Here is a 25,875-nt window from a genome sequence, read left to right on the forward strand (position 1 = left end):
AGCAGTTCTCGCTACTTACCCAAAGGAGTGTGTTATGACGCAATCGCAATTCGATCAAGGGCCGCGTCAGGCGCTGACGGACAAGATCATCGACGCAAAGATCAGGAAGAACCTGAGCTTCGAGCAGATCAACGAAGGCAGCGGACTCAGCATCGCGTTCGTCACGGCGGCTTTGCTCGGCCAACATGCGCTGCCGGAGCAAGCGGCAAAGGTCGTCGCCGACAAGCTGGAACTGGATGACGATGACGTTCGCCTGTTGCAGACGATCCCGCTGCGCGGCAGCATTCCCGGCGGCGTGCCGACGGACCCGACCATCTACCGCTTCTACGAGATGATTCAGGTGTATGGCACGACGCTCAAGGCGCTGGTTCACGAACAGTTCGGCGACGGCATCATCAGCGCGATCAACTTCAAGCTCGATATCAAGAAGGTCGAGGACCCGGAAGGCGGCTCGCGCGCCGTGATCACGCTCGACGGAAAGTATCTTCCGACCAAGCCGTTCTAACGTTGCGGACGCGCCTGCGCCCGGTCAAGCCATGCGAGACTCCTTTATGATCGCCGGTATTGGAAAAACCAATACTTGGAGCCGCTATGTTGCTCAGGCACGTCCGGTATTTTCTGGCAGTGGTGGAGCACCGCAATTTCACGCGCGCGGCTGAAGCGTTGCATGTATCGCAGCCGACGCTTTCGCAGCAAATCAGGCAACTGGAGGATTCGCTCGGCGCGCAGTTGCTCGACCGCTCCGCGCGCACGATTCAGCTAACCGATGCGGGCGTGGTCTACGCGGAGTTCGCGAAACGCGCGCTGCGTGATCTCGATGACGGCAAGCGCGCCATTCACGATGTGCGCGAACTCACGCGCGGCACCTTGCGTCTGGCGATTACGCCCACGTTCACGGCTTATCTCGTCGGGCCGCTGCTGGAGAAATATCACCGGCGTTATCCGGGTCTCACGATCTCGGTGAACGAAATGCCGCAGGACCGGATGGAAGCGATGCTCAACGACGACACACTCGACGCCGGCATCGCATTCCACGAGACGCAGTTGCCCGAGATCGAGGCGCATGCGCTCTTCAGCGAAGAACTTGCATTGATGGTCGGCAAGTCACACGCGCTGGCACGAAAGGGCACACGGCTCGACATCGGGAAGTTTGCAGAGACGCCGCTTGTGCTGCTCAACGATAGCTTCGTCACGCGTCAATGGATCGATCGCTATTGCAGACAACAGGGCGTCATTCCGCGGGTCGCGATCGAAGTCAATTCGATCAACGCCGTCATGGCGATCGTGCAGCGAAGCACGCTCGCGACCTTGCTGCCCGCGCCCATCGCGCAGGAACATTCGCAATTACGGATTGTCGGTCTCGAACCCGCGCTGCCTCAGCGGACGGCTGCGTTGCTGATGCGAAAGGGCGCGTATCGCAGTGCGGCGACCGAGGCTTTCGTCGAACTGGTGCGTGAAGAATTCGACGTCGCAGGAACGAGGCGACGGTGAAAAGCCGGTTCGCGAGCAATGCGGTAAGCGCATGGCCTTGCAGCAGGTTCGTGAGCACCACGACGAGCACCGTGCCGCCCGCGGAAAAACCGCTATACATCACGCAGACGAGCACCAGCGGAATGATTGCGCCGTACACGTCCGCACGCGCGAACCGGCCGCCGACGTCGCCCGCGTTTTGTCGGACGTGAGCGCATTCGAGTGCGCAGCCGCGCGTCATGCCGGCCTTTCGCGCGTTACTCTATGGGCTTTCGCGACCCGTGACCGATATGACCACGTCCCGATCCGCAACCGATTTCCGCGCGCCCTCGGCTGCGCGCCTCGTCGTCGTCACGGTGCTCGTCGGTCTGGGCGCGGGTGTCGGCGGCATGTCGCTCGCGCTGCTGCTGCACGCGGTGCAACATCTCGCGTTCGGCTACAGCCTCGACGCCGTCGTGAGCCGCGAGTCGTTTCTCGAAGGCGTGACGGCCGCCTCGCCGATGCGGCGCTTGATCGTGCTGACGCTTGCGGGCGTGATCGCGGGAGCCGGCTGGTGGTGCGTGTACCGTTTCGGCAAGCCGCTCGTCAGCATCCGCCGCGCGATCGCCGCCGACGATCCGCGCATGCCGGTCGTGAGCACGCTCGCGCATACGTTGCTGCAGATCATCACCGTGGCAATGGGTTCGCCGCTCGGCCGCGAGGTCGCGCCGCGCGAGATCGCCGCGTTATGGTCCGGCTGGCTCGCGCACTTCGCCGGTCTCACGCCCGCGCAGGCGCGCGTCATGGTGGCGTGCGGCGCGGGCGCGGGTCTCGCCGCCGTGTATAACGTGCCGCTCGGCGGCGCGGTCTTCGTGCTCGAAGTGTTGCTGGTCACGTTCGAATGGCCGATCGCAGTCGCCGCTTTCGCCACGTCCGCGATCGCCGCGCTCGTTTCGTGGGTCGGCCTGGGCGACGCGCGCCAGTATCAGTTGCCCGTGCTGACGCTGAACGCGCAGATCGTCGCTTTTGCGGTCGTGACGGGGCCGCTGTTCGGCGTGGCGGCGTGGGGTTTCGTCAAGGCGACGTCGGCGGCGCGTGCGGCCGCGCCGCGCGGCAATGCGTTGCCCGGGCTCGTGCTGCTCAACTTCATCGTCATCGGCGTACTGTCGATGAGCTTTCCGCAACTCGTGGGCAACGGCAAGGGCGCCGCGGGTCTGTCGTTCGGCGACGAGATCACGCTCGGACTCGCCGGCATCCTGCTCGTCCTCAAGGTGCTGGTCGAATTGAGCACGCTGCGCGCGGGCGCGGAAGGCGGGCTGCTCACGCCGGGGCTGACCAACGGCGCGCTGCTCGGCGTGATTCTCGGCAGCGTGTGGAACGCGTTCTGGCCCGGCACGCCGCTCGCCGCGTTCGCGATCATGGGGGCGGCGTCGTTTCTCGGCGCATCGATGCAGATGCCCTTGACCGCCATCGTCCTGATGATCGAATTTACGCACTTCAGCCAGGACTTTCTGATTCCGGCGGCGCTCGGCATTGCGGGCGCGGTTTGCGCGTATCGCGCGGTCGAGGCGCGGATGTCGCGTCCGGCTTTGCCGCAGAATGCGCCGGCCAGTGGCGTCGATGGAATCGTGCCCTGAGGCGATTGCTCGCGCTGCGCGTTCGATGACACGACCATCGTGAACGGGCGTGCCGAACACGGGCTTGGCGCGGTTTTAGCGTGACGCCCGCCCCATCACGCTCCTGCACGTTTTCAGACCCGATTCGCGAACCCTGTCTACACTTACGCTCAGCGTGCCTGTTTCCCGGACGATGGCGCGTCACGTCGGTCGCGGCGCAAGCGGTCCGTTCGACGTCTTCGTGAAACCGTCATCTCACGTCAAGAAGGAAACGATCATGTCCACGCAGGCCTACGGCTATGACATCCTCCATAATCCCCGGCTCAATCACGGTACGGCGTTCACGCTGGAAGAGCGCAAGAAGTATCGTCTGGAAGGCTTGCTGCCGCCGGGTGTGAACACGCTGGAACTTCAGATCGCACGCACCCATGCGCAACTGAATAATCTCGACAACGACCTGCAACGCTATCTGTTCCTCTCCGACCTGCAGGCGCGCAACGAGACGCTCTTCTATGCGCTGCTGATGTCCGATCCGGCCACGTATATGCCGATCGTCTACACGCCGACGGTCGGCGAAGCCTGCCAGAAATTCGATCACGTATTTCGCGCCACGCGCGGCCTCTATATTCCGATCGATGCGCGCGGCCGCGTGAAGGAACTGCTGGGCAACTGGCCACAGCAGGATGTGCGCTTTATCGTCGTGACGGACGGAGAGCGCATTCTGGGACTCGGCGATCTCGGCGTCGGCGGCATGGGCATTCCCATCGGCAAGCTCGCGTTGTACACCGCCTGCGCGGGCGTGCCGCCGATGCATTGCCTGCCCGTCATGCTCGACGTGGGCACCAACAACGCGTCCTTGCTCGACGATCCGCTCTATCTGGGCATGAGACAAGAGCGCGTGCGCGGCGATGAGTATCACGCGTTCATCGACGAATTCGTGAATGCGGTGCAGGACGTCTATCCGAAGTGCTGCATTCAGTGGGAAGACTTCGCCAACTTCAACGCAGTGCCCTTGCTCGCGCGCTTCAGGGACAAGGTGTGCACCTATAACGACGATATCCAGGGCACCGCCGCCGTCGCGCTCGCGGGTGTCTATGCCGCGCTGCGCATTTCGAAGCAGAAGCTGACCGACCAGCGCTTCCTGTTTCTCGGTGGCGGATCGGCTGCAACGGGCATCGCCGAGTTGATCAGCGAGGCGATGGTGCTGGAAGGTCTGGATATCGATTCGGCGCGCCGCCGCAACACGCTCTACGACGTCAACGGACTGATGGTGCAGTCACGCACCGATCTGGCCGATTTCCAGAAGGTCTTCGCGATCGACCATGCTCCGGTCGATACGTTCGTCGATGCGGTGCGCGCGCTGAAGCCGACGGGCATCATCGGCGTCAGTACGGTGCCCAAGCTCTTCAGCCAGCAAGTGATCGAAGCGATGAGCGAGATCAACGAGCGGCCGATCGTCTTTCCCTACTCCAATCCGACTTCACGTTCCGAATGCACCGCGGAGGAAGCGTACCGGTGGTCGCGAGGTCAGGCGATCTTCGCGAGCGGCAGCCCGTTCGGGCCGGTCGAGATCGAAGGGCGGACCTTCGTGCCGGGGCAGGGCAACAACGTCTATATCTTTCCCGCGATGGGCATGGCTGTCTTCGCGACGGAAGCCACGCGCGTGACGGAGGACATGTTCATCGTGGCGGCGAAGGCGGTGGCCGAGCAGGTCAGCGACGAGAGTCTCGAGAAAGGTTTGATCTATCCGCCGCAGAGCCGGATTTTCGAGGCATCGATGCATGTCGCGGCGTCGGTTGCCGAGTACATCTTCGATCATGGTCTCGCGCGCGTGGAGCGCCCGGCCGATCTCGTTGCGCACATCAAAGCGGTGGCGTACTCGCCGGCTTATCGGTCGATCTAGCGCCTGCAACGGCGAGGATTGTGCGCATTGCCGCCGAAGCAACACAGGTATATATATTCGAAAATGCTGCGGAAAGCCCCGAAGCTCCGGGGCTTTTCATCGGACGATGGATGACGCTCAAATAGCAACTCAGACTTCAACGCAGAAGGTCCCGCACGAACCAGGAGCTATCGTGAAAGCAAAGATTGCAAGCATCGGCTTGTCGATGATCGTGGGCGCCGTGGGCGCTTCCGTCGCGCCGTTGTCGTACGCGCAGGATACCGGCTCGACCGCCACCGACGCGACGCAAGCCGCACCGATGACGAAAGAACAGAAAAAAGCCGCGCGCAAGCAGGCCCGCGACAAGAAGAACGCGGAACTGAAGAAGCTTCAGGATGCCGGCTACAACCCGGGCAGAGCCAACGATCCGCACTATCCCCAGGATTTGCAGAACGCGCAGAAGAAAGCGGGCATCGGCGCGGGTGCGAGCCAGTAGCCCTTGCCGGCCACGCATCGACGAGACTTAGACCGGCGCTGCGTTACGCTCGCCGAGATAAATCTTGTGGATGTTGCGCGGATAGACCCATTCGCTGGCGTGACCATGAATCAGGTCCATCAGCCGGGGCGGGCCGCTGCAATAGACCTGCGCGTTGGCGCCGTTCGGACTCAGCGCATGCGAGACAGCCTGAGCGATCTCATCGACACTGAGCCCCACGCGATGATGAATCTTGCCGAACGACGCAAGCGCCTGAAGTTCATCGCGCAGCAACGTGCGATCCGACGATTGCGCGAAGTGATGTAGCTCGAACGGCTTTCCTGCATCGGCGAGGCGCTGCGCGATGCCTGCGATCGGCGCCACGCCGAGGCCGCCCGCGAAGAGCATGTAGCGCGCACGCTCATCGACGGCGAGCGGCAGATTCGTCGGCGGACGCACGAGCAGTTCGCTGCCGGGACGGAACATCGTATCGTCTGCTCGCGTTTCGACGCCCGCGTCCGACTGCGTTCGCACGCCCACCACATAGGTCTCGCGTCTCGATGCCTTGCGATGCAGCGGCTGGCGCCTGCTGCGGTTCGCATGCGCATCCACGATCACGTCCAGCATGGCGCCCTCGTCGAAAGACGGAAGCGCCGCATCCTGTTTCGCGCGCAATTCGACCGCGCGATATCCCGTGGCCAGCGGCCAGGTGCGCGACACCGTAACCTCGATCAAGCCGTCGTACATGTCTCCTCCGATTCTTGGCTGTTACATGGAATGGCCGGTCGGGTGGGTGCTGCGCGTGACGCGAAGGGCAGTTCGCGACGTCGAGTTCAGAGTAGGAGAGGCGCGGGCATACGGCAATCCGCGGCGGCGGTATGTCGGTCATATCAGCATGCAAATGCCGACATCGAGTCGACGAATCATCCAGCGCGATTATTTGCGTTTCGCAAATGGCGTGTTCGCCGCGACTGCGATTCTTTTCGACTGCCGCTTGGTCCACTCTCTACTTCGTCGGAGCGCCTTGGCAAAGGGCGTTCAAACGACACTGAACGAAGAATCAGGAGACGAAGATGACTGCGAAGTGGGATACCTCATACGAATGGAAGGCCGTGACGCTGCTTGCGCTCGGATTCGGTCTGGTCGGCCTCGACCGATGGCTGATTGCGCCGCTCTTCCCGTCCATCATGAAAGACCTGCATCTGACCGCGCAGGATGTCGGCAACTGCATCGGCATTCTCGGTCTTTCATGGGGTGTCTTCGCTGCGCTCATGGGCGGCATCTCCGACAAGTTCGGGCGTCGCAAGGTGCTGATACCGGCCATCATTGTGTTCTCGCTGCTCTCGGGTTTCTCGGGCATGGCGGGCGGTCTCGTGAGCCTGCTTGCCGTGCGCGCGCTGATGGGCGTCGCCGAAGGATCGTTCTGCCCGACGAGTTTCGCCGCGACCGCCGATGCCTCGCATCCGAAGCGCCGCGGCTTCAATCTCGGGCTTCAGCAGAGCGGATTCGCGCTGTTCGGGCTCGCGCTTTCGCCGATCATCGCGACTCAGTTGCTCGGCGTGATGACGTGGCGATGGGTGTTCGCACTCGTCGCCATTCCGGGGTTGATACTCGGATTGCTGATGTACTTCGTGATCCGCGAGCCGAAGACGGAAGTGGTGCAACCTACGCAACTGCAGACGCACCACATCGCGCGCGGCAACTGGCGCGACGTGCTCAAGAGCCGCAACATCCGCGTCGCGATGGTTGCGTTGTTCTGCGCGATGACGGGCGTCTTCGTGCTGGGCGCGATGCTGCCGCTTTACCTCACCGAGTATCTCGCCCTCGACACGCAACGCATGGGCATGGTCGTATCGGCGATCGGCTTCGGCGGCTTCGTCGGGCAGTTCGGCTTGCCGGGGCTCTCCGATATCGTCGGCCGGCGGCTGGCGAGCATCGTGGGCTTCGCGGGCACGGCGGTCATGCTGTACGTGTTTCGCGGCGTGGGCGCGCAGCCGCTGATGCTCTTCATCGTGCTGTTCGTGTCCGCGTTCTTCACGCTCGGACTCGTGTCGCTATTGTCCGGGCCGGTCGCGACGGAGGCGGCGCCTGTCGGCATGGTGTCGACGGCAATCGGTATCGTCGTGGGTGCGGGCGAGATTTTCGGGGGCGGCGTGGCGCCCGCGCTTGCCGGTTACGTCGCAACAAATTTCGGAATCCAAAATATTATGTGGCTGCCGATTTTCGCGGTCGTGCTCGGCATAGGCGTGAGTCTGCTGCTCGAAGAAACCGCGCCCGCGAGAATGCGCCGTGCCGCGCCGGCAGTCGATTTAACGCCGGCCGAACAGCCTGAATGAAGCGATCCGCGTAGCCACCGCACGCACGACAGGAGGCGATACACTGACATGCTGGACACGGGCAAAAGGAACCGGCATGGATCGTTTTCTGAGCATCGAGGCCTTCGTGCGTGTGGCGGAGACCAGCAACTTCGCGAAGGCGGCGCGGCAGCTCGGCGTGACCAGTTCGGTCGTGACGCATCGTATCCAGCAGCTGGAAAAGTTCGTCAATGCGCCGCTGTTTCATCGAACCACACGGCATGTGCGGCTCTCGGATGTCGGCGAAGCCTTTTACCGTGAGTGCGCAGAAGTGGTCGGGCGTGTGAACGAACTCACCGACCAGATGCGCGAGTTGCGCGCAACGCCCACCGGACGCCTGCGGATTCAGATGTTGCCCGGCTTTGCACTGGGACACTTCGGCGCGTTGCTCGCCGAATTCAACCGGCGCTATCCGGGCATTCAGCTCGATGTGATCGTCAATGACCGGGTCGTCGATCCAATCGAAGAAGGATTCGATGTCGCGTTCCAGATCTTCCCGGCCATCTCCGACTCGCTGATCGAGCGGCGTCTCTTTACCGTGCGCCGGCTGTTTTGCGCCGCGCCCGCCTACTTGCACGCGCATGGAGCGCCGCAGCATCCGCGTGATTTGCTGGAGCACACGACGGCGCTTTATTCGGGCTATCCGTCGCGCAATCGCTGGACCATGACGCGCAGCGAAGAGGTCATCGAAATGGATCTGCCCGGCATGATCCGCTCCAACTCGGTTCATCTGCTGCGCGATTATGCGTTGACGGGCGGCGGCATCGTTTGCCTGCCGACGCTCGTGGCGAGCGCATCGCTTCTGGATGGCTCGCTCGTGCCGCTTCTGGTCGACTATTCGCTCTCGACGATGGACTTCGCCGCCGTCTATCCGGAGACGCAGCGTCAGGGCCTGAAGGTGAAGGCGCTCGTCGAATTTCTTGCGGGAGAGTTGGGCCCCGAGCCTGCGTGGGATGTACCGCTCATCGAGCGCGGGTGGGTGAAGTAGGCTTCGTGGTCCGGGTTGTACTTGCCTTAGTATTTTTCGAAGGTCACGCGATTGAGCGTGTTGCGGGTTTTCCCTGATCAATGTTCGTGTCGATTCCGGCTTCAATGCATCGTCGTATCAGTGCGTCCAACTTCTTTAACGAAAGGTGAGCACATCATGACTACCGGAACCGTCAATCTGCACCGCGTCCTGCGCGCGACGCCCGAACGCGTCTATCGCGCCTTCCTCGAACCCGATGCCGTCGCAAGGTGGCTGCCGCCCTACGGAATCATCTGTCAGGTGCATCATCTGGATGCCCGCGTCGGTGGAACGCACAAGATGTCGTTTCGCTACTTCAGCAACGGCAACGGGCACTCGTTCGGCGGCGAATATCTCGAACTGGTGCCGTTCGAGAAGATCCGCTATACCGACCGTTTCGACGATCCGAACCTGCCCGGCGAAATGCAAGTCACCGTTACGTTGCGGCAGGTGTCGTGCGGAACGGAACTCACCATCGTGCAGGAAGGCGTGCCCGAAGCCATCCCTGTGGAGATGTGCTATCTCGGCTGGCAGGAATCGCTGACTCAGCTCGCGCGGCTCGTCGAGCTGGACATGCCCGGCTGATACGCGTCCAAGCGCGACACCTGAAAGCGATCGAGCGTGTCGTCGTCGTGACCCGCGGCCCATAGTGCCAGACGTTCTCCGAAACCCGCCGAGTTCTTGAAGCCGTGGCCGGAACAGGCGGAGACGACCTTGACGTTCTTCATGTCGCGATAACGATCGATGACGAAGCCGGAATCCGTGCTCACCGTATAGAGGCAGGCGGCAGCGTGCACCGTGGTCGAGGTCACGGCTGCCAGCCGCCCCGCGACGTGAGCGTCGAACATCGCACGGGATTCGTCGGCACCGACGTGACGGTCGAAATCGTCGGGTGTGCAGGCGGCTTCATACTGCTCGGTCGCGACCTTGACGCCGGGTTGGCCGTCGATCATCGGAAAGCCGTACATGTAGTCGTGATCGCCGTTGCCGTGCATCCAGATGAAGATCGGACAACGCGCTGGCGAGTAGAGCGACGGGTCGGTCGTTGCGAACCAGTGCAACGTCTGCCGCATGACGCGAAGATGCTCGGCCATCTTGCCTCCGGCCATTCCCGGAATCCAGGCACCGGCTGTCACGACGACACGCGCCGCCGCATACTTGCCCAGCGCGGTGCGGACGATCACGCCATCGCCTTGTTCTTTTATGTCGATGACCGGCTCGTTGAATCGAATGGATGCGCCCGAAGCGCGCGCAAGCTCGATCTGCGTTTCGATGCACGCTTCCGGAATGAGGACGCCTGCGTCAGGTTCGAAGTAAGCGAGTTCATCGCCACGCAGGCGAAACTGAGGATATCGTTTCGACATGTCTGCCGCAGTCAAAACCTCATGCTCGATACCGAATTGCCGCGCGTTCGCGATGGTCTGCTGAAGAAAGTCCGGCTTCGCATGATGGTGCGTTGCGCTGTCACGCGCGCCGATCACGAGGCCGCCTGTGCGGTGATATAGCGTTCTGCCTGTCTGCGCTTCGAGGGCTCGCCAGATTTCATGCGAACGTTTGATAAAGGGAATGTACGCTTCGCCTTCTCCGGCGGCCAGGCGCGTGATGCGCGTGTTGCCATGACTCGACCCTCTGTCGTGCGGCGGCGCGAAGCGGTCGATGCCGATCACTTTCAGGCCTCGTTTTGCGAGTTGAAAAGCCGTCGCGCTACCGAATGCGCCCAGTCCGACTACCACGACGTCGGCAATTGTCTCGTTCATCTTTCTGTTCCAGGTTATCGGCGGGCTAAGGAGTGCGGGCCGGTCAGCGGTCGCAGCAGCCAAAAGCCTGATGGATTCTAAAGCGAACAGGTTTTCCTTGGGCTGTTCAATTATTTGCGACGATGTGCCGTGACGCGTCGAATGAATTAACGATGTGCCGCAGAAGAACTCAAACATAAGCACTCGAACATAAGAACGGCTACAGAAGCATTCGAATGCATCCTATGATGCTCACAAGACATTGCTCGCGAGCATCGCGCGCATTCATTGTTCGGACGATCGTCCGTTCTGTCTCCCACTCACACATGACCGCTTGCGAAGCTTGAGGCGGTCATCTTTGGAGCACGACTCATGAAGATCGTTATCGTCGGCGGTACGGGCCTGATCGGGTCGAAGACCGCTCCCATTCTGCGTGAACGCGGTCACGAGGTCATCGCCGCATCGCCCAAGAGCGGCGTCAATACGCTGACCGGCGCAGGCCTCAAAGAGGCTTTGACCGGCGCACATGTCGTGATCGACCTCGCCAATTCGCCTTCTTTCGAAGACAAGGCAGTGCTGGAATTCTTCCAGGCCTCGGGCCGCAACCTGCATGTAGCGGAGGCTGCGGCGGGAGTTCGTCATCATGTCGCGCTGTCGATCGTCGGCATCGAGCGCACGCCCGAGAACGGCTACTTTCGCGCCAAAGTCGCGCAGGAAGAACTGATCAAAGCGTCGGGCATTCCCTACACCATCATTCGTTCGACGCAGTTCATGGAGTTTCTCGGTGGCATCGCCGATTCGAGCATGAGCGGCAATACGGTCAGACTTTCGCCCGGGCTCTTCCAGCCGATCGCCGCGGACGATGTCGCCGCCGCCGTCGCCGATGTGGCGCTCGCCGCGCCGCGCAATGGCATCGTCGAGATCGCGGGGCCGGACCGCGCGCCGTTCGATGAAATCGTGGCGCGCTATCTGAAAGCGATGGGCGATCCGCGCGAAGTGGTGCGCGACCCCGAAGCGCGATACTTCGGCGGCAAGGTCGATGATCAGTCGCTCGTCCCCTTAGGCGATGCGCGGCTCGGCAGCATCGGGCTTGAAGAATGGGTGCGAGGCGCGAAGGCGCAACGTTAAGCACGCGTGACGCATCAGGCGCGACGCTGCGGCAGGAAGCGCCACACGAGCAGCAGCAGCGCGAGCGCAGCGGGAATCCAGTTCACTTCGGTCGGCACGCGTTCGCGATGCGCATAGCGGCTATCCGTCATGGCCGCGAGCAAATCTTGCGGCGCACGCAGACGTCGATAATCGAAGCCGACTTGCTGAGCGATTGCTTCGAGATACTGTCCGCGCAATGCAGATAACTCTTCGTGACTTTCGGCGGCCACGCCCGCGCGAGACTGCGCGGGCACCTGTATCACTTCGTCCGCGCGCCAGTAGCCGATGCGTTTGCCATCGCGATCGGTGCGCGGAATCGGCACGGGCTGATCGCCACCCACGCCGATGAGCCATCCCTTGACCTGACCGCGCGGGATATCGCGAACGCGCTGATCCGAAGGCAGAACCGGCGGCGCTTCCTGCCCGTCCGTGATGAGCAGAACGCCGGCATCATGGCCGATGTTCGTCGCCGTGCGCACGGCGGCAAAGACTCCGCCCTCGGCCACGCGGCTCCAGTTGGTCCAGCGCATATCGCCGCCGATGCTGTCGAGTGCGGCGAGCAACGCATCGAAATTGCTGCACACTTCGACGGGCGGAACGAGAAGCAAAGTACTCTGCCCGGTAAAAATGCTCCAGCCTATCGTCGATCCGCATGGCAAGCGACCGAGACTCTCGCGCATGGCTGCGCGTGCGAAATCGAGTCGGCTAATGGGCACGCTCGCACTGCCGACATCTTCCACGTCCATGCTTTGCGTGATATCGAACGTAACGATATAGCTGAACACGTTTCGCTGAAACATCAGGCCCGGCATCCAGATAGCGGCGACGAGCAAGGGCACGGCGGCAACGATGGCCCAGTTCCGCCGCCCGAGGAATGCGCGCGCCGCACTGACGATGCTCACGGCAGATCCTCGCTTTGCGCGCCACGCAGCTTCACGGTGGACTGCTTCTTGATATCGAGTTCCTCCTGATCGCCGGGCGTCTCGGGCGCGAGCCACAGCGCGCGTTCGAGGTTATAGCGCGCATCCCAATTGTCGGGGTCGATGCGCAGCGCCGAGCGATAGCGCTCTTTCGCCTGCTCCAGCAAGGGCAGTGAGCGGATCGGGCCTGCTGCCTCCGGTCCCGCCGCATCGCGCAGATACATGTTGCCGAGATCGAAAAGCGCGGCGGCCTGAATGGCGCGATCGTCGTCTTGCGCGATGAGCGGATCGAAGAGCCGCTGCGCATCGATCGATCGTCCGGCCTTCGCCAGTGACACCGCGCGCGCGAGTTGCACTTCGAATGCTTCGTTCGTGGAGCGATCTGCCGCTGTCTTCGTCGATGCCATCGCGTCGATCGCCTGCGTAACGGATTGCGCGTGTTTGAGCATCGCCCAGTCATGGATGGCGATGGCTGCAAAGCATAACGTCGCGGCGCCGAATGCGAGATGAACCGCGCGGCGCTTCATGACCAGCTCCGTACTTGCACGCTGCGCAGTGCAAGCAAGGCCGCGCATGCAAGCAACGCGACGGCGAAGCAAAGCGCGCTGTCGTCCTGTCGTGGCAAGCGTTCTTCGAATGAAATCATCGCGCTGTGTTGCTGATTGATCTCCTGCATCGCGGCGGCCATGGCGGTGGCATCTTCCGCCTGATATAGCCGATACGGCGTGGCCAGCGCCTGAAAATAGCGATGCAGTTCCGCTTCCTCGGATGCATCGCCGGGTGCGGCGGGCTTCGTGAGATCGGGACTGTAGACGCCGCTTCGCAGATACACGAAATAAAGCGCAATGCGATGGCGCGCGAGGCCGTTGCGGATGGCCGCTTGCGCGGCGGCATCGAGATGTGCGCCGCCATCCGAGACCAGCACGATGGCGCGGGGCACCGTGTAGGGCTGTCCGTCGAACTGGGCGATTGCAGCGATCAATCCGCGATCGAGGCGCGTGTCCGGCATGCCGCGACCGATCGCCGTGCCCTGAAGCGCCGCTGCGATGATCCGGTGATTCGCCGTGAATGGCACAGCGAGAATGGGGCTGATGCCGAACATCATGAACGCGAAGCGGTCGTCCGGACGCTCTGCGACGAAGCGTTCGAGCGAGTGACGCGCCACCGCGTTCTTCGATTGACCGCCCGGCTCGGCGACGGGCGTCTTCGACATGACCGCATCCATGCTCGCGCTCCGGTCCATCAGAATGAGGATCTCCGCTGCGCTGCTGGTGCGCATGACCTGCATATGCGAGCGTCCCGGACCCGCGAGTCCCACGACGATGGCGAGCATGGCCAGGATCGCGCAGATGCGCCGCGCATGATCGATCGCCGTGCCGATGCTATCGCGCGGCAACCACGCGATGGACGAATAGGCGAAGGCTTCTGCCGGCCTCGGCAACAGCGGCAACAGCGCGAGCGGGAGCATGAGCAGAAGCCACGGCCTGAGAAAATCGAGCGGCATGGGATCACTGCCTTCTTTCGGCGCGATACAGCGCTCGCGCGAAGTCGCGTAACGAGAACGACGTTTGAGTTGCATCGCGTTTGAAGAAGCGCTGCTGCGAGCTTGCGTAAAACGCTTCGATGCGCGCCTTCATCGCTTCGAGATAGGGCGCGCGTTCGAACAGCGCGTGCAGCGATGCGGCATGAACGACCTGACCGGCGGTTTCGTCGAGCGCGCGATGCATGTGGACCCATGCGTCATCGTTCTGGTCGAGCTCGGGTGTATCGAGCGTGCTCAGCGTTCGCCACGCACGCGCGAAGGGGAGGATGCTTGCGTCCCGACGCTTGCGCCATGTCCACCACGCGGCCCAGCTCAGCATCGTGATGAACGTGAGCGCGAGCATCGTGATCATTCGACGTTGCAACGCCGCTCCGTTCGACGGCATGACGATCCTGTCGGGCCGCAGCATCTGCAAGTCGCCGTTACGAAACGAAGTGCGCGGGGTCAACGGTCCGACGCTGATCGGCCATGCGGCGACGCCTAGCCGCGTGCCATCGGCGGCCTTGAGTTCGAACGCAGGCAAAGCGGCTTGCGTGAGCGATTGCGCGGCGTTGATGATCTGATAGTCGATGACCATCCACGAACGGCCTTGCGCATCCTGTTCCAAATGCGTGGCACGGCGTTCGAGCCATATGCCCACACGTCCCGCCGAGGGCAGGGGCACATCGCGTAGTGAGCGGCCATCGGCTGCGAGCAGCACGCGTTGCGTCAGGACATCGCCGAGAACATGGCCGAATGCGCGCGGTTGCTGAACCACGGCGCTAACGACCTGTTCGGCTCGGGCGTGGCCCGCGCATATCAGGGCGAGCGTCATCAGCAAGCCTGCCGCTCTGCATGCGCGCGAGTGGCCGCGTTCGGTGCGCGGCCTCATGCGGCGGTTTCCAGAAAGTGACGCGAAAGCGCTTCGGCATCGAATGCACCTTCGACGAAGAAGGGATGCGCACCGCGACGACCCAGCGTAGTTTTCAGTTCGACGCGGCGTTTCGCGACATTCTCGCGCCACTGTTGAACCATGCGCGGCCGCAACCAGAGCGTGCGCTTGCCGCCGGACTCCATGTCGCGCACCGGCAGAAACATGCCCTCGTGCGGCGGCTCGATCTCGGCTTCGTCCCAGATGACCATCGGCACGACTCGCGCGCTGACGAGCCTGTCGAGCGCCGCATCGAGACGGACGCGCGGCCAGTGAAAGTCGGACACCAGAAACACGAGGCCACGCCGACCCGCAAGCCGGTCGAGCGTGCGCACGAGTCCCGCATCGCCGTTCGCGATGTGCGGCGACATCGTGCAATGGCGAAGCCGCGTGGCCATTTCATCGCCGACGCCGCGTCCATGCCGGGCCGGTACGAACAGGTCTTCGCGCGCATCGCGATCGAACGCGAGCATGCCGAGCTGATCGCCTGCGCGGAATGCGCTATAGCCGAGTGCCTCGACGAAATCGGCGGCAAGATCGAGCTTCGTCCGGCGCGTGCCGAAGCGCATCGAAGCAGAGACGTCCACGACGACCTGCACCGGCACCGCGACGCGCTGAAGATGCAGACGCACGAGCCATTCCCGTGGCACGGCGCGCTGACTCGCGCGCAGATCGAGCCTGCGCGGATCGGGATGATCGAACAGACGCGCGTGCATCGCGAACTCTTGTCCCGCGCCGAAGCCCGTGCCCGGATGCGTGCCGGGCCTGAAGCCGCTCGCGCGTCCCGGCAGCCGATAGTGGAATTCGACCGGATCCTTCATGATTCACGGCACCGCGATCGTTCGCACGATCGTCGCGGTCAGCGCCTCGGCAAGTTCATGCCGTCGCATTTCATAGACCGGCGTAAAGAACACGCGATGACCGAGCGCGGGCAACAGCACCGCATGCACGTCTTCGGGTATCGCATGCAGACGTCCGTCGAGCCACGCGCAAACGCGCACCGCGCGAACCAGCGCGCTCATGCCGCGCGGACTCGCGCCCGCGAGAATGAGCCGCGCCATATCGACATCATCGAGTTCGATGCCGAAGCGCTGCGGCGTTTCGGTCGCCTGCCAGATATCGAGCACATACTTTTCGATGCTCGGGCTGAGACTCACGCTCCGTTGAATCGCGGCGCCGATCGCATTCAGGCGCGTGGCATCGATCACGGCGGCGGGCACGCTCTCGATGAGCGCATCGACATCATGGAAGATCGGATCGAAGACCAGTGCGCGCCGTACATCGGTCATCGACGGCGTGGGCATGTTCAGCTCGAACAGAAAGCGGTCGCGCGCGGCGGATGCCAGTTCGAAGGTCTCGTCCTTCTCGACCTTGTTGCGGTCCGCGAACACCGTCATATGCGGAAAGCGATATTCGCGGCCGAATGCCGATACGGAGCGCTCCGCCATCGCGCGCAACAACAGCGATTGCACTTGCGGGCGCGAGCGATTGATCTCGTTGAAGAAGAACGTGGTGAGTCGCTCGCCGTGGCGCAGCAACGGACCAGGATCGATGCGCGGCGTGCCTTCCGCATCGACGAAGGTGTGATAGATGAGGTCGCCGGGCATCAGGTCGATCGTGCCTTCTATGCGCTCGAAGTCGCCACCCGTCGCCCGTGCGAAGGCGCGCAGCAGTGTCGTCTTGCCGACGCCCACGCCGCCTTCGAGCAACACGTGCCCGCGTGCATAAAGGGCCACGTTGATCAGATGGATGGTCTCGCGCTGCCCGACGACAGCGTTGGCGACCGCGGCTTCCATGTTCAGAGCGTCGCCGCGCCAGTCCTGCAATTCGTTTTCCGATGCCATGTTGATGATGACGCGGCGCGCGCGAATGAACGGATGCGGATGGAATGCATAAGACATGCCGACGCGATAAAGCGGCTGACGAGCCGCATGGCGGAGCACAGTGTCCTTTCGTGAATGACATACTGTGGCACGACAGGCTCAGCGTTGCGCCGGGCGGCGGGCGCCGGGTTAAAATCCGGCGTGATCGCGTCGGCGTTAGAATGCGTGTTGAATGTGGATTCATGCGTGTCAGTCGGTTCGCCGTTTTCTGCTTTTTCGCTTTTCCGTTTTTTTCATCAAGGCTCGATTCATGGGTGCGACTTCGGCTAGGAAATGCCGCGCGCACCGGTATGCAAACGGGCGGTACTCGAATCATTACTTAAAGGAATTTCGGTGCGTCAAGCACGGTAGCCCTTGGCGCCGGCTCGCATCTGATAATCGGCAATGGCATATTCCAGTACAGAACTTACAAAGCTGCTTCAGCAGCAGGCCGCTTTAAACGAAGCGCTCACCGCCGCGCGCGAGAAAGAGGCGCGGCTGGCGCTCATCGAAATCGTGCAAAAGATGCGCGAATACGACATCAGTCTGAACGAACTCATGGGCCGCAAGCCGGGCGAGCAAAAGGCCGAGGCCCAGCCCAAGTATCGCGATCCGGTGAGCGGCGCAACATGGAGCGGGCGCGGACGCGTGCCGCACTGGATCGCCGGACAGGATCGCGACCGCTTTCTGGTCGATTCGGAATCGGCCGCGCGTCAACCGGTTCAGGCAGCTTTGTTCCCGGAATCGCGCTGACTTGTGCGGGACTCGCGGTGCTAAGCGGACGCTCTTTCTTAAGCGCATTCCGCTTGCCCGCTTAGCATTTTCGCTAAAGCAATTGCAATTGCTTTAGCGAACGCGCGAGACTCATAGCCGAATAAATATTCATCCGATTGAATCTTTAGGTGCGGTGGCGAACATACCGCGCCTGGCCAGCTTTCAAACGATGTCTTCCGCACGGACAGCCTTCGTCGAACATCGTTGAATGCGGTGACAACGCCCGGGCGTCCGGGCGCCGCAATCTATGAATATCTGGCTATAGAACTATGCGTGTATCGGCAAGACGAAGGTTTATCGTTTTGGGACTGGCGGTGTGTGCCGTCGGTGCCGCGGGTGTTGTCGCGTCGCGGGTGCGCGACCATAACGAGCAGGCAAGCGGCATCGCTTATGGCGAGGGGCGTCTCCAAAAGCTCGATGTCTATGCGCCCGATTCCCGCGCCGACGCCAATCGTCCAGTCGTCGTGTATTTCTACGGCGGCGCCTGGCAAAGCGGCAGCCGCGCGGATTCGCGCGCGGTTGCGCAGGCGCTTGCTGCGCAAGGCATCGTCACGGTCACGCCGGATTGCCGCAACTATCCGGCGACTATTTTTCCAGGCTTTCTCGACGATGCCGCCGCCGCCGTGCGCTGGACGCGCGATCACGCGCGCGAATTCGGCGGCAATCCCGATCGCATCTTTGTCATGGGACATTCCTCGGGCGCGCACATCGCGGCGATGATCGCAACCGATCCGCGCTATCTGGCCGCGCAAGGCATGTCGAAACGTTCGCTTGCCGGCATGATCGGGCTGGCGGGCCCATACGCGGCATTCCAGACGACCGATCCGCACATGGACGAGATCTTTCCGGCGGCGCTGCGCCCGCGCGCGTTGCCTGTCGCATTCGTGACCGGAGACGAACCGGCGATGCTGCTCGGCGCAGGGACGGCAGATACCGATGTCGATCCGCGCAACAGCGATCTTTTCGCCGAAGCGTTGCGCGCGCATCACGATAACGTGGAGCTGAAACGCTATCCGGGCCTCGGTCACGAGACGATCGTCAAATCGATGTTCTCCCCGCGGGATGCGTCGTCGCCGGTGCTGGCGGACGTGACTGCCTTCATCGCCGCGCACTGAAGCCACACGCATCGCTTGCCGCGCCGGTGATCGCCGGCGTGAGAATTATTTTTGATCGCCGTTGACAACGGAAAATTCGGCGCCTTAGACTGCCCTCATTCCTCACGGCCTGACAAAGATGTCCGCCCGAGGATCCGGCACAGAAGCCCCCTGACGAACCCATGGTTCGTCAGGGGGCTTTTTTTTGTCCGTTTTTTCTGGAGTTCGAGCCACCTTCTGGAGATTCCGCATGTTGCTAAAGCCGTCCGGCTGGATGCGTCTGGCCCTCACCGCAGGACTCGCCGTCACGTCGCTCGCTGCGAGCGCTGCTGATCCCGTGAAAATCGGCTTGCTCGAAGATGCGTCGGGCAACTTCGCACTCGCGACCATCCCGAAGATTCACGCGACGCAACTCGCCGTCGAGGAGATCAACGCGAAAGGCGGCATTCTGGGCCGCCCGATTCAACTCATCGCGTATGACACTCAATCGGACAACACGAAATTCCAGGAGCTTGCGCGCAGGCTGATTCAGACGGACAAGCCCGATGTGATCTTCGGCGCATTCTCCAGCGCATCGCGCGAAGCGATTCGCCCGATCATGGATCGCGCAAAGCAACTCTATTGGTATGACAACCAATACGAAGGCGGCGTGTGCGATACCTACACCTTCGTGACGGGCGCCGTGCCCGAGCAACAGTTCTCGACGCTCATTCCGTGGATGATGCAGAAGTTCGGCAAAAAGGTATATACGATTGCCGCCGACTATAACTTCGGGCAGATCTCCGCCGAATGGGTGCGCGACATCGTGAAGGAAAACGGCGGCACGATGGTCGGCGAAGAGTTCATTCCGTTGTCCGTCTCGCAGTTCGGCCAAACGATCCAGAACATTCAGAAGGCCAAGCCGGACTTCGTCGTGACCTTGCTGGTCGGTGCGAATCAGGCGTCGTATTACGAGCAGCAGGCGTCGGCGCATCTGAATCTGCCGATGGCGAGTTCGGTGAATGTCGGTCAGGCGTATGAGCACAAGCGCTTCAAACCGCCCGCGCTCAAGGACATGTACGTGACGGCAAACTACGTGGAAGAAGTCGATACGCCCGCCAGCAACGACTTCAAGAAGCGCTTCCATGCGAAGTTCCCGAACGAGCCGTATATCAATCAGGAAGCGGCGAACGCTTACGACGCCATCTATCTCTACAAGGCCGCCGCCGAGAAAGCGAAGTCGACGAATCAGGAAGCAGTGCGCAAGGCATTGGAAGCGGGCGGCATTTGCACGGAAGGTGCGCAAGGCAAGGTCTGCATCGATCCCAAGAGCCATCATGCGAGTCACACGATCTACCTCGTGCATGTGAAGGACGATCACTCCGTCGATATCCCGAAGGTCTGGGATGACGTGCAGCCGTACTGGCTCGGCAAGGTCGGCTGCGATTTGCCGAACAAGCCGGATCATCGTCAATACACGCCGTCGAATTTGCCGAAGAAGTCCTGATGAGAAAGCGGCGCGCGCGTCTCGCATACAGCGACCATGCGCGCGCTCGTTCACTGAACGTGGAGCAAGCATGGCCACACTGTCGGTGCTTTACTCGCTGATCTATCAGTTCGGCGACAACTTTGCTTATCTCGTGCTCGCGGCGCTCGGACTCGCGGTGATCTTTGGCATGATGGGCGTCATCAATCTCGCGCATGGCGAATTCATCATGTGCGGCGCGTACCTGACGATCATCGCGGCGAAACGCGGGCTGCCGCTACCGCTCGCGATGTTGCTCGGCGCGCTGGCCGCCGCGATCGCCGGTGTCGTGATCGAGCGGCTCGTGATTCGTCATCTCTACGATCGCCTGTTCGATTCGGTCGTCGCGACCTGGGCGATCAGCCTGATCGTGCAGCAGACGATGTTGCTTGTCGCCGGTCCGTCGATCGAAGGCATCGGCACGCCGTTCGGCTCGTTTTCGCTCGGCGATTATTCGTTCTCGACGTATCGTGCAGTCTTGCCCGTCATCGCGCTCGTGATTCTGTTCGCGCTCTACTTGCTGTTCTTCAGGACGAACTACGGCGTATGCGCGCGGGCCGCGATACAGAACGCGAACATCGCGCAATGTCTCGGCCTGCGCACGGACCGTCTCTATACGCTCACGTTCGCACTGGGCGCGGGACTCGCGGGACTTACCGGCGCGCTCTATGCGCCGACCATGACCGCCGTGCCGACGATGGGCAGCAACTTCATCGTGCAGGCGTTCGTGTCGGTGGTCGTCGGCGGCGCAAACGTCATTGCCGGAACGACGCCCGCAGCGGGCGTGCTCGCGATCATCCAGACGGCGCTCACGGCGTCCTACGGCCAGTTGTTCGGCCAGATCGGCTTGCTCGTGACGGTCATCGTCGTGATCCGGCTGATGCCGCAAGGGCTCGGCAATCTCTTCACGCGCTTGCGATAGGAGGCGAACTTGAAGCCATCACACGCTTGGCGCGTTTTACCGTGGATCGTTGCGCTATGTCTGCCGCTCGTCGTCGATGCAAACACGAGCGGCAACCTCGCCTACTGTCTGCTCTGGGCATTCAGCGCCGTCGGCCTCGCGGCGATGTGGGGCTACGGCGGCATCCTTTCTTTCGGGCAGACCGCGTTCTTCGGTCTGTCGGGCTACACCTACGGCATCTTCACGCTTAACTTGAGCGATGGCTGGTTCTATTCGTGGCTCGGCCTCGGCGCCGCGCTCGCGGCAAGCGTGCTGTTCGCGGCACTGTTGGGCTACATGATCTTCTTCGGGCGTATCAAGGGCGTGTTCATCGGCATCGTGACGTTGTCGGTCACGCTGGTGCTCGAAACCTTCATGGCGCAAACGGCAGGGCCGCAATGGGCCATCGGCGAAGCGCGGCTCAACGGTTACAACGGCATGGGCAACATGTCGCCGCTCACCATTCCATGGAAGGGCGATGCGCTGACGCTGGAAAACACGAGCTTCTATTACCTCGTGCTGATTCTGCTGATGCTGGTGTATGCGCTCATGCGCCGTTTGCTGGATGGCGTCTTCGGTCTCACGCTGATCGCGATTCGCGAGAATCCGCAGCGCGCGGAAATGCTGGGTGTCGATATCCGGCGGCATCAGTTGATCGTGTTCGTGATCGGCTGCACACTGGGCGGCCTGTCGGGCGCGCTTTACACGATCTGGGGCTCGTACATCACGCCCTCGACGATGGGCCTCACCGCCGCCGCGATGCCGGTCATCTGGGTCGCGACATCGGGGAGAAAGAGCATCGGCGGCGCGATCCTCGGCACCGCTTTGCTCGTGTGGCTTTCGCAGAATCTTGCCGTGTACGGCAGCCAGTACGCGCTTATTCTGATGGGCGCCATTCTGCTGATCGTCGTGCTCGGCGCGCCCGAGGGCTTGCTGCCGTTCGTGACGCGTCATCTTGCACGAATCGGCAGGCGCGCAAAGCACGATTCGCATCGAACACGCGCGTGCTTCGAGCAAGAGGAGGGAAAATCGTGACGACATTGCTGGAGACGCGCGGGCTCAAGAAGCACTTCGGCGGCGCGCATGTCATCAACGGTATCGACTTTCGTATCGACGAGGGCGAGATTCGCTGCGTGATCGGGCCGAACGGCGCGGGCAAGAGCACGTTCTTCAAGCTCATCACGGGCGAACACCGGCCGTCCGACGGCAGCGTGCATTTTCTCGGCCGCGACATGCATCACGTGTTGCCGCACGAGCGTATCCGCATGGGCATGAGCATCAAGTTTCAGATCCCGGGCGTGTTTCCCGAACTGAGCGTGCGCCAGCATCTGCAATTGTCGCTGCATCGCGCGAAAGATGATCGGCCCGAAAGCATCGATGAACTTCTGGAGCGCTTCATGCTCGCGCAAGAGGAACGCGTGCTCGCGCGTAATCTCTCGCACGGCAAGCGGCAATGGCTCGAAATCGCGATGGCCGTGTCCTTGCAGCCGAAGCTGCTGTTTCTCGATGAACCCGTCGCGGGCATGTCTGTCGAGGAAACGCATGCGACGGGTGAACTCATCAAGCGGCTCTCCGCAGCCGGTCTCACGATGATGGTCGTTGAACACGACATGACCTTCGTCAAGCAGATCGCGTCGCGTGTCACCGTGTTGCATGGCGGCCGCCTGCTTGCCGATGGATCGCTCGAAGAGATTCTCGCGCGCGACGACGTGGCCGAAGTCTATCTCGGGAAGAAATCATGAGCGCGCTTCTTGAAGTCGCGGGCGTGGAAGCGGGCTATGGTGGCGGCCGCGTGCTCAACGGCGTATCGTTTTCCATCGGCCCGGGCGAAGTGCTCGCGCTGATCGGGCGCAACGGAGTGGGCAAGACCACGTTGATGCGCGCGCTCATCGGACTGGTTCGTCTCGATGAAGGCGGCATCGCGCTCGACGGCACGGCCATCGGTCATGAAAAGCCCTATGTGCGTGCGCAAAAAGGCATGGGCTATGTGCCGCAGGGACGCGAGATCTTCGGTGCGTTGACTGTTGCGGAGAACCTGCAGGTCGGTGCACAGGCGAATCGCGCACAGGCTGCGCGCATGAAGGAAAAAGTTGTCGGCTATTTTCCGATTCTCAAAACGCGCTATCAACAAAAGGCCGGCACCATGAGCGGCGGCGAACAGCAGCAACTGGCCATTGCGCGCGCGCTCATCAGTTCGCCCAAGGTGTTGTTGCTCGATGAGCCGTCGGAAGGCATTCAGCCGTCCATCGTCGACCTGATCGGCGAGACCTTATTGCAGATCGCGCGCGAGACGGGCATCGGCGTCGTGCTCGTCGAACAGGACATGGGCATGGTCGAGCGCATCGCGACGCGTTGCTGTGTGATGGACAAAGGCCGCATTGTCGATACATTGAGCCCCGCGCAACTCGGGGATGAGCAACTGATTCGCCAGTACCTGGCACTGTGACGGAGACCGCAACATGAAATGGCTTGAAGAATCGATCATGATGAAGCGCGGCGTCGGCGCGGACCGCGAGCCGGTGGAGCATCATCTCACGGAGGAATTGCAGAAGACGTTTCACTACACCATCGGGCCTTATTCGCAGCCCGTGTTGCATGTCAAACCCGGCGACCGCATTGTCGTGGATACGCGCGATGCCTTCGAAGGCAAGATCAAGAACGAGACCGACAAGCCGTCCGAAGTGCTTCAGGTTCCTTTCCTGAATCCGCAGAACGGGCCGATCATGATCGAAGGCGCGGAGAAGGGCGATGTGGTCGCGGTGCACATCGAAAAGATGGCGCCACGCGGCGACGATCCGCACGGCTTCTGCTGCATGATCCCGAACTTCGGCGGCCTCACCGGCACGGACTACACGGCGCTTCTGAACGAACCTTTGCCGGAGACGGTGCGCAAGATCAAGATCGACGAAGAGAATGTCTACTGGAGCAAACGTCACACGTTGCCGTATAAACCGCATATCGGCACATTGAGTCTTTCTCCCGAGATCGATTCGATCAACTCGCTCACACCGGATCAGCACGGCGGCAACATGGACGTACCTGACATGGGACCGGGCAGCATCACGTATTTGCCGGTGCGTTCGCCGGGCGGGCGCCTTTTCATCGGCGATGCACACGCGTGTCAGGGCGATGGCGAAGTCTGCGGCACCGCGGTCGAGTATCAAAGCACCACAACGGTACGCGTCGATCTCATCAAGGGCTGGAAGATCGACTGGCCGCGCCTCGAAAACGAAGACGCGTTGATGAGCATCGGCAGCGCGCGTCCTCTGGAAGATGCCACACGTATCGCTTATCGTGAACTCGTGCTGTGGCTGGCCGCCGAGTATGGCTTCGACAAGTGGGATGCCTATATGATGCTGAGTCAGGTAGGCAAAGTGCGCCTCGGCAATTTCGTCGATCCGAAATACACGGTCGGCGCGATGGTCGCCAAGCAATACCTCAAGTAAGATGATTAGACGCGCGGGGCGGCGCTCCGCGCATAACCATCCGGCGAGCGTTTTACGACATGGCTTTGTCCGATCCCATCAGAGTGGGTCTGTTGTGCTCCACGACGGGTTGCACCGCATTGCTGGAACAGTCTCAGTGGCGCGGCGCCATGCTGGCCCTGGAGGAAATCAACGCGCGCGGCGGTATCGCGGGGCGCGAACTCGTGGCCATTCACTACGACCCGTGTTCCGATCCGGCCGTGTTTCGCGAACTCGCCGAACGTCTCATCGTGAGGGATGGCGTGAACGTGATCTTCGGCGGCTATACGTCCACGAGCCGCAAGGCGATGCTGCCTGTCGTCGAGAAGCACAATCGCCTGCTGATTTATTCGCAGCAGTATGAAGGCTTCGAATACTCGGACAACATCATCTATAGCGGCGCTTCGCCGAATCAGAACGGCGTGCAGCTTGCGGACTTCATGACCGAGACATTCGGTGCGCGCGTCTATATGGTCGGATCGCGCTATGTGTACCCGTACGAATGTAATCGCACGATGCAGGAGTTGTTGCTTCAGCACCCCGAAGGCGCAATTCTCGGCGAGCGCTATTTCTCGCTCGAAGCCACGCGCGATCACTTCGCGCAAGTCGTTGCGGATATCAAGCGCAAGTCGCCGGACTGGATCTTTTCGACGATGATCGGCGCCACCGTGCCCTTTCTCTACGAAGCGTATGCGCATGCGGGCTTCGATCCTTCGCGCATGCCCATCGGCAGTCTCAACACATCGGAGACCGAGATTCACGCAATGGAGCGCGGCATCGCGGCGGGGCATTTCACGGCCGCACCGTATTTTCAGAGCATCGATACGAAGGAGAACCATCGCGCGGTCGCGCTTCATCAGGCGCGCTTCGGTGCCGATACGCCGACGGACATGAACTGGGAAGCCGCGTACTATCAGATGCACATGTTCGCCGAAGCCTGCGCGCGTGCGGGCTCCGATGATATCGGCACGATCATGCCGCACTTGCTCGGCTCCGAATTCGCCGCGCCGCAAGGCAGGGTGCGCATCGATCCGGAGAATCATCACATGGCGCTCTATCCGCGAATCGGCCGTGCGAATGCGGATGGTCAATTCACGATCCTGCGCGAATCGAAGTTCGCAGTCGGACCGGACCCGTACATGACACGGCAAACGCTCGGCGACTGGGTCACGAAGCTGAGCACGCGGGATTACTGAC

General features: G+C 61.9%; 26 protein-coding genes. 18 read left to right on the top strand and 8 right to left on the bottom strand.

The genetic code is table 11. The features are described from left to right. The first annotated feature begins 34 nt into the window (after nt 1-34). The 5 genes from cynS (at nt 35) to BRPE64_RS21765 (ending at nt 5,443) form a co-directional block, all read left to right on the top strand. The gene (cynS, locus tag BRPE64_RS21740; protein WP_016347010.1) at nt 35-505 is read left to right on the top strand and encodes a cyanase; all 471 of its coding nucleotides are present in this window, start codon (nt 35-37) and stop codon (nt 503-505) included. 86 nt (nt 506-591) lie between these two features. Continuing rightward, on the top strand, nt 592-1,491 hold the full coding sequence (gene cynR, locus BRPE64_RS21745; RefSeq protein ID WP_044042842.1) for a transcriptional regulator CynR: 900 nt from the start codon (nt 592-594) through the stop codon (nt 1,489-1,491). 269 nt (nt 1,492-1,760) lie between these two features. Continuing rightward, complete coding sequence (locus tag BRPE64_RS21755) at nt 1,761-3,086, top strand: chloride channel protein (protein ID WP_044043026.1); 1,326 nt, start codon at nt 1,761-1,763, stop codon at nt 3,084-3,086. A 172-nt stretch (nt 3,087-3,258) separates the two neighbouring features. Then, the gene (locus BRPE64_RS21760) at nt 3,259-4,968 is read left to right on the top strand and encodes an NAD-dependent malic enzyme (RefSeq protein ID WP_016347013.1); all 1,710 of its coding nucleotides are present in this window, start codon (nt 3,259-3,261) and stop codon (nt 4,966-4,968) included. Between the two features lie 205 nt (nt 4,969-5,173). After that, entirely contained in the window at nt 5,174-5,443 is a 270-nt protein-coding gene (locus BRPE64_RS21765; protein ID WP_044043030.1) for a DUF4148 domain-containing protein, read from the top strand. A gap of 27 nt (nt 5,444-5,470) precedes the next feature. Here BRPE64_RS21765 and BRPE64_RS21770 read toward each other — a convergent pair whose 3' ends face one another. Further along, nucleotides 5,471-6,169 (bottom strand): ferredoxin--NADP reductase, encoded by a 699-nt coding sequence (locus BRPE64_RS21770; RefSeq protein WP_016347015.1) that lies wholly within the window; start codon nt 6,167-6,169, stop codon nt 5,471-5,473. A 326-nt stretch (nt 6,170-6,495) separates the two neighbouring features. On the opposite strand from BRPE64_RS21770, the gene BRPE64_RS21775 reads away from it, so the two are divergent. The 3 genes from BRPE64_RS21775 (at nt 6,496) to BRPE64_RS21785 (ending at nt 9,367) form a co-directional block, all read left to right on the top strand. Then, nucleotides 6,496-7,758, top strand: a complete 1,263-nt coding sequence (locus tag BRPE64_RS21775) for an MFS transporter (RefSeq protein WP_016347016.1) — start codon at nt 6,496-6,498, stop codon at nt 7,756-7,758. 76 nt (nt 7,759-7,834) lie between these two features. Continuing rightward, the gene (locus BRPE64_RS21780; protein WP_016347017.1) at nt 7,835-8,764 is read left to right on the top strand and encodes a LysR family transcriptional regulator; all 930 of its coding nucleotides are present in this window, start codon (nt 7,835-7,837) and stop codon (nt 8,762-8,764) included. 156 nt (nt 8,765-8,920) lie between these two features. Further along, nucleotides 8,921-9,367: an SRPBCC family protein gene (locus BRPE64_RS21785; protein ID WP_016347018.1), complete on the top strand. Its 447-nt coding sequence runs from the start codon at nt 8,921-8,923 to the stop codon at nt 9,365-9,367. On the opposite strand, the gene solA is transcribed toward BRPE64_RS21785, so the two are convergent. Continuing rightward, nucleotides 9,328-10,539, bottom strand: coding sequence for an N-methyl-L-tryptophan oxidase (gene solA / locus BRPE64_RS21790; RefSeq protein ID WP_160167943.1), 1,212 nt, complete (start codon nt 10,537-10,539; stop codon nt 9,328-9,330). The genes BRPE64_RS21785 and solA overlap by 40 nt on opposite strands. A gap of 351 nt (nt 10,540-10,890) precedes the next feature. On the opposite strand from solA, the gene BRPE64_RS21795 reads away from it, so the two are divergent. Continuing rightward, complete coding sequence (locus BRPE64_RS21795) at nt 10,891-11,646, top strand: SDR family oxidoreductase (RefSeq protein WP_016347020.1); 756 nt, start codon at nt 10,891-10,893, stop codon at nt 11,644-11,646. Between the two features lie 14 nt (nt 11,647-11,660). Here the strand turns inward: BRPE64_RS21795 and BRPE64_RS21800 are convergent, their stop codons facing one another. The 6 genes from BRPE64_RS21800 to BRPE64_RS21825 are packed head-to-tail and all read right to left on the bottom strand — an operon-like array spanning nt 11,661 to nt 16,884. Beyond that, nucleotides 11,661-12,569: a vWA domain-containing protein gene (locus BRPE64_RS21800; RefSeq protein WP_016347021.1), complete on the bottom strand. Its 909-nt coding sequence runs from the start codon at nt 12,567-12,569 to the stop codon at nt 11,661-11,663. Further along, nucleotides 12,566-13,114 carry a hypothetical protein gene (locus tag BRPE64_RS21805; protein WP_016347022.1) on the bottom strand — a complete coding sequence of 183 codons (549 nt, stop codon included), beginning with the start codon at nt 13,112-13,114 and terminating at the stop codon, nt 12,566-12,568. Before BRPE64_RS21805 ends, BRPE64_RS21800 begins: the two co-directional genes overlap by 4 nt. Continuing rightward, a complete protein-coding gene (locus tag BRPE64_RS21810) occupies nt 13,111-14,091 on the bottom strand; it encodes a vWA domain-containing protein (RefSeq protein WP_016347023.1) in 981 nt (326 codons plus the stop codon). The genes BRPE64_RS21805 and BRPE64_RS21810 overlap by 4 nt, the downstream gene beginning before the upstream one ends. Nucleotides 14,092-14,095: 4 nt before the next feature. Next, nucleotides 14,096-15,001 carry a hypothetical protein gene (locus BRPE64_RS21815; RefSeq protein ID WP_044042844.1) on the bottom strand — a complete coding sequence of 302 codons (906 nt, stop codon included), beginning with the start codon at nt 14,999-15,001 and terminating at the stop codon, nt 14,096-14,098. Further along, the gene (locus tag BRPE64_RS21820; RefSeq protein WP_016347026.1) at nt 14,998-15,861 is read right to left on the bottom strand and encodes a DUF58 domain-containing protein; all 864 of its coding nucleotides are present in this window, start codon (nt 15,859-15,861) and stop codon (nt 14,998-15,000) included. Before BRPE64_RS21820 ends, BRPE64_RS21815 begins: the two co-directional genes overlap by 4 nt. Nucleotides 15,862-15,864: 3 nt before the next feature. Then, nucleotides 15,865-16,884: an AAA family ATPase gene (locus tag BRPE64_RS21825; RefSeq protein WP_044043033.1), complete on the bottom strand. Its 1,020-nt coding sequence runs from the start codon at nt 16,882-16,884 to the stop codon at nt 15,865-15,867. A gap of 423 nt (nt 16,885-17,307) precedes the next feature. On the opposite strand from BRPE64_RS21825, the gene BRPE64_RS21830 reads away from it, so the two are divergent. The 9 genes from BRPE64_RS21830 to BRPE64_RS21870 all read left to right on the top strand — a co-directional run bounded on the left by BRPE64_RS21830 (nt 17,308) and on the right by BRPE64_RS21870 (nt 25,874). Next, nucleotides 17,308-17,655: an H-NS histone family protein gene (locus tag BRPE64_RS21830; RefSeq protein ID WP_016347029.1), complete on the top strand. Its 348-nt coding sequence runs from the start codon at nt 17,308-17,310 to the stop codon at nt 17,653-17,655. 374 nt (nt 17,656-18,029) lie between these two features. After that, nucleotides 18,030-18,791, top strand: a complete 762-nt coding sequence (locus BRPE64_RS21835; RefSeq protein WP_016347030.1) for an alpha/beta hydrolase — start codon at nt 18,030-18,032, stop codon at nt 18,789-18,791. 229 nt (nt 18,792-19,020) lie between these two features. Continuing rightward, entirely contained in the window at nt 19,021-20,256 is a 1,236-nt protein-coding gene (locus BRPE64_RS21840) for an urea ABC transporter substrate-binding protein (protein ID WP_016347031.1), read from the top strand. Nucleotides 20,257-20,326: 70 nt separating this feature from the next. Further along, nucleotides 20,327-21,196 carry an ABC transporter permease subunit gene (locus tag BRPE64_RS21845; protein WP_016347032.1) on the top strand — a complete coding sequence of 290 codons (870 nt, stop codon included), beginning with the start codon at nt 20,327-20,329 and terminating at the stop codon, nt 21,194-21,196. Nucleotides 21,197-21,205: 9 nt separating this feature from the next. Further along, nucleotides 21,206-22,249, top strand: coding sequence for an ABC transporter permease subunit (locus BRPE64_RS21850; RefSeq protein WP_016347033.1), 1,044 nt, complete (start codon nt 21,206-21,208; stop codon nt 22,247-22,249). After that, complete coding sequence (locus tag BRPE64_RS21855; RefSeq protein ID WP_016347034.1) at nt 22,246-22,956, top strand: ABC transporter ATP-binding protein; 711 nt, start codon at nt 22,246-22,248, stop codon at nt 22,954-22,956. The genes BRPE64_RS21850 and BRPE64_RS21855 overlap by 4 nt, the downstream gene beginning before the upstream one ends. After that, nucleotides 22,953-23,660 carry an ABC transporter ATP-binding protein gene (locus tag BRPE64_RS21860; RefSeq protein ID WP_016347035.1) on the top strand — a complete coding sequence of 236 codons (708 nt, stop codon included), beginning with the start codon at nt 22,953-22,955 and terminating at the stop codon, nt 23,658-23,660. The genes BRPE64_RS21855 and BRPE64_RS21860 overlap by 4 nt, the downstream gene beginning before the upstream one ends. A 13-nt stretch (nt 23,661-23,673) precedes the next feature. Continuing rightward, nucleotides 23,674-24,660, top strand: coding sequence for an acetamidase/formamidase family protein (locus BRPE64_RS21865; RefSeq protein WP_016347036.1), 987 nt, complete (start codon nt 23,674-23,676; stop codon nt 24,658-24,660). Between the two features lie 59 nt (nt 24,661-24,719). After that, nucleotides 24,720-25,874 (top strand): transporter substrate-binding domain-containing protein, encoded by a 1,155-nt coding sequence (locus BRPE64_RS21870; RefSeq protein ID WP_016347037.1) that lies wholly within the window; start codon nt 24,720-24,722, stop codon nt 25,872-25,874. The last annotated feature ends 1 nt before the right edge of the window (nt 25,875 follow it).

This window comes from Caballeronia insecticola, from assembly GCF_000402035.1.
GTDB classification, from domain to species: Bacteria; Pseudomonadota; Gammaproteobacteria; order Burkholderiales; family Burkholderiaceae; genus Caballeronia; species Caballeronia insecticola.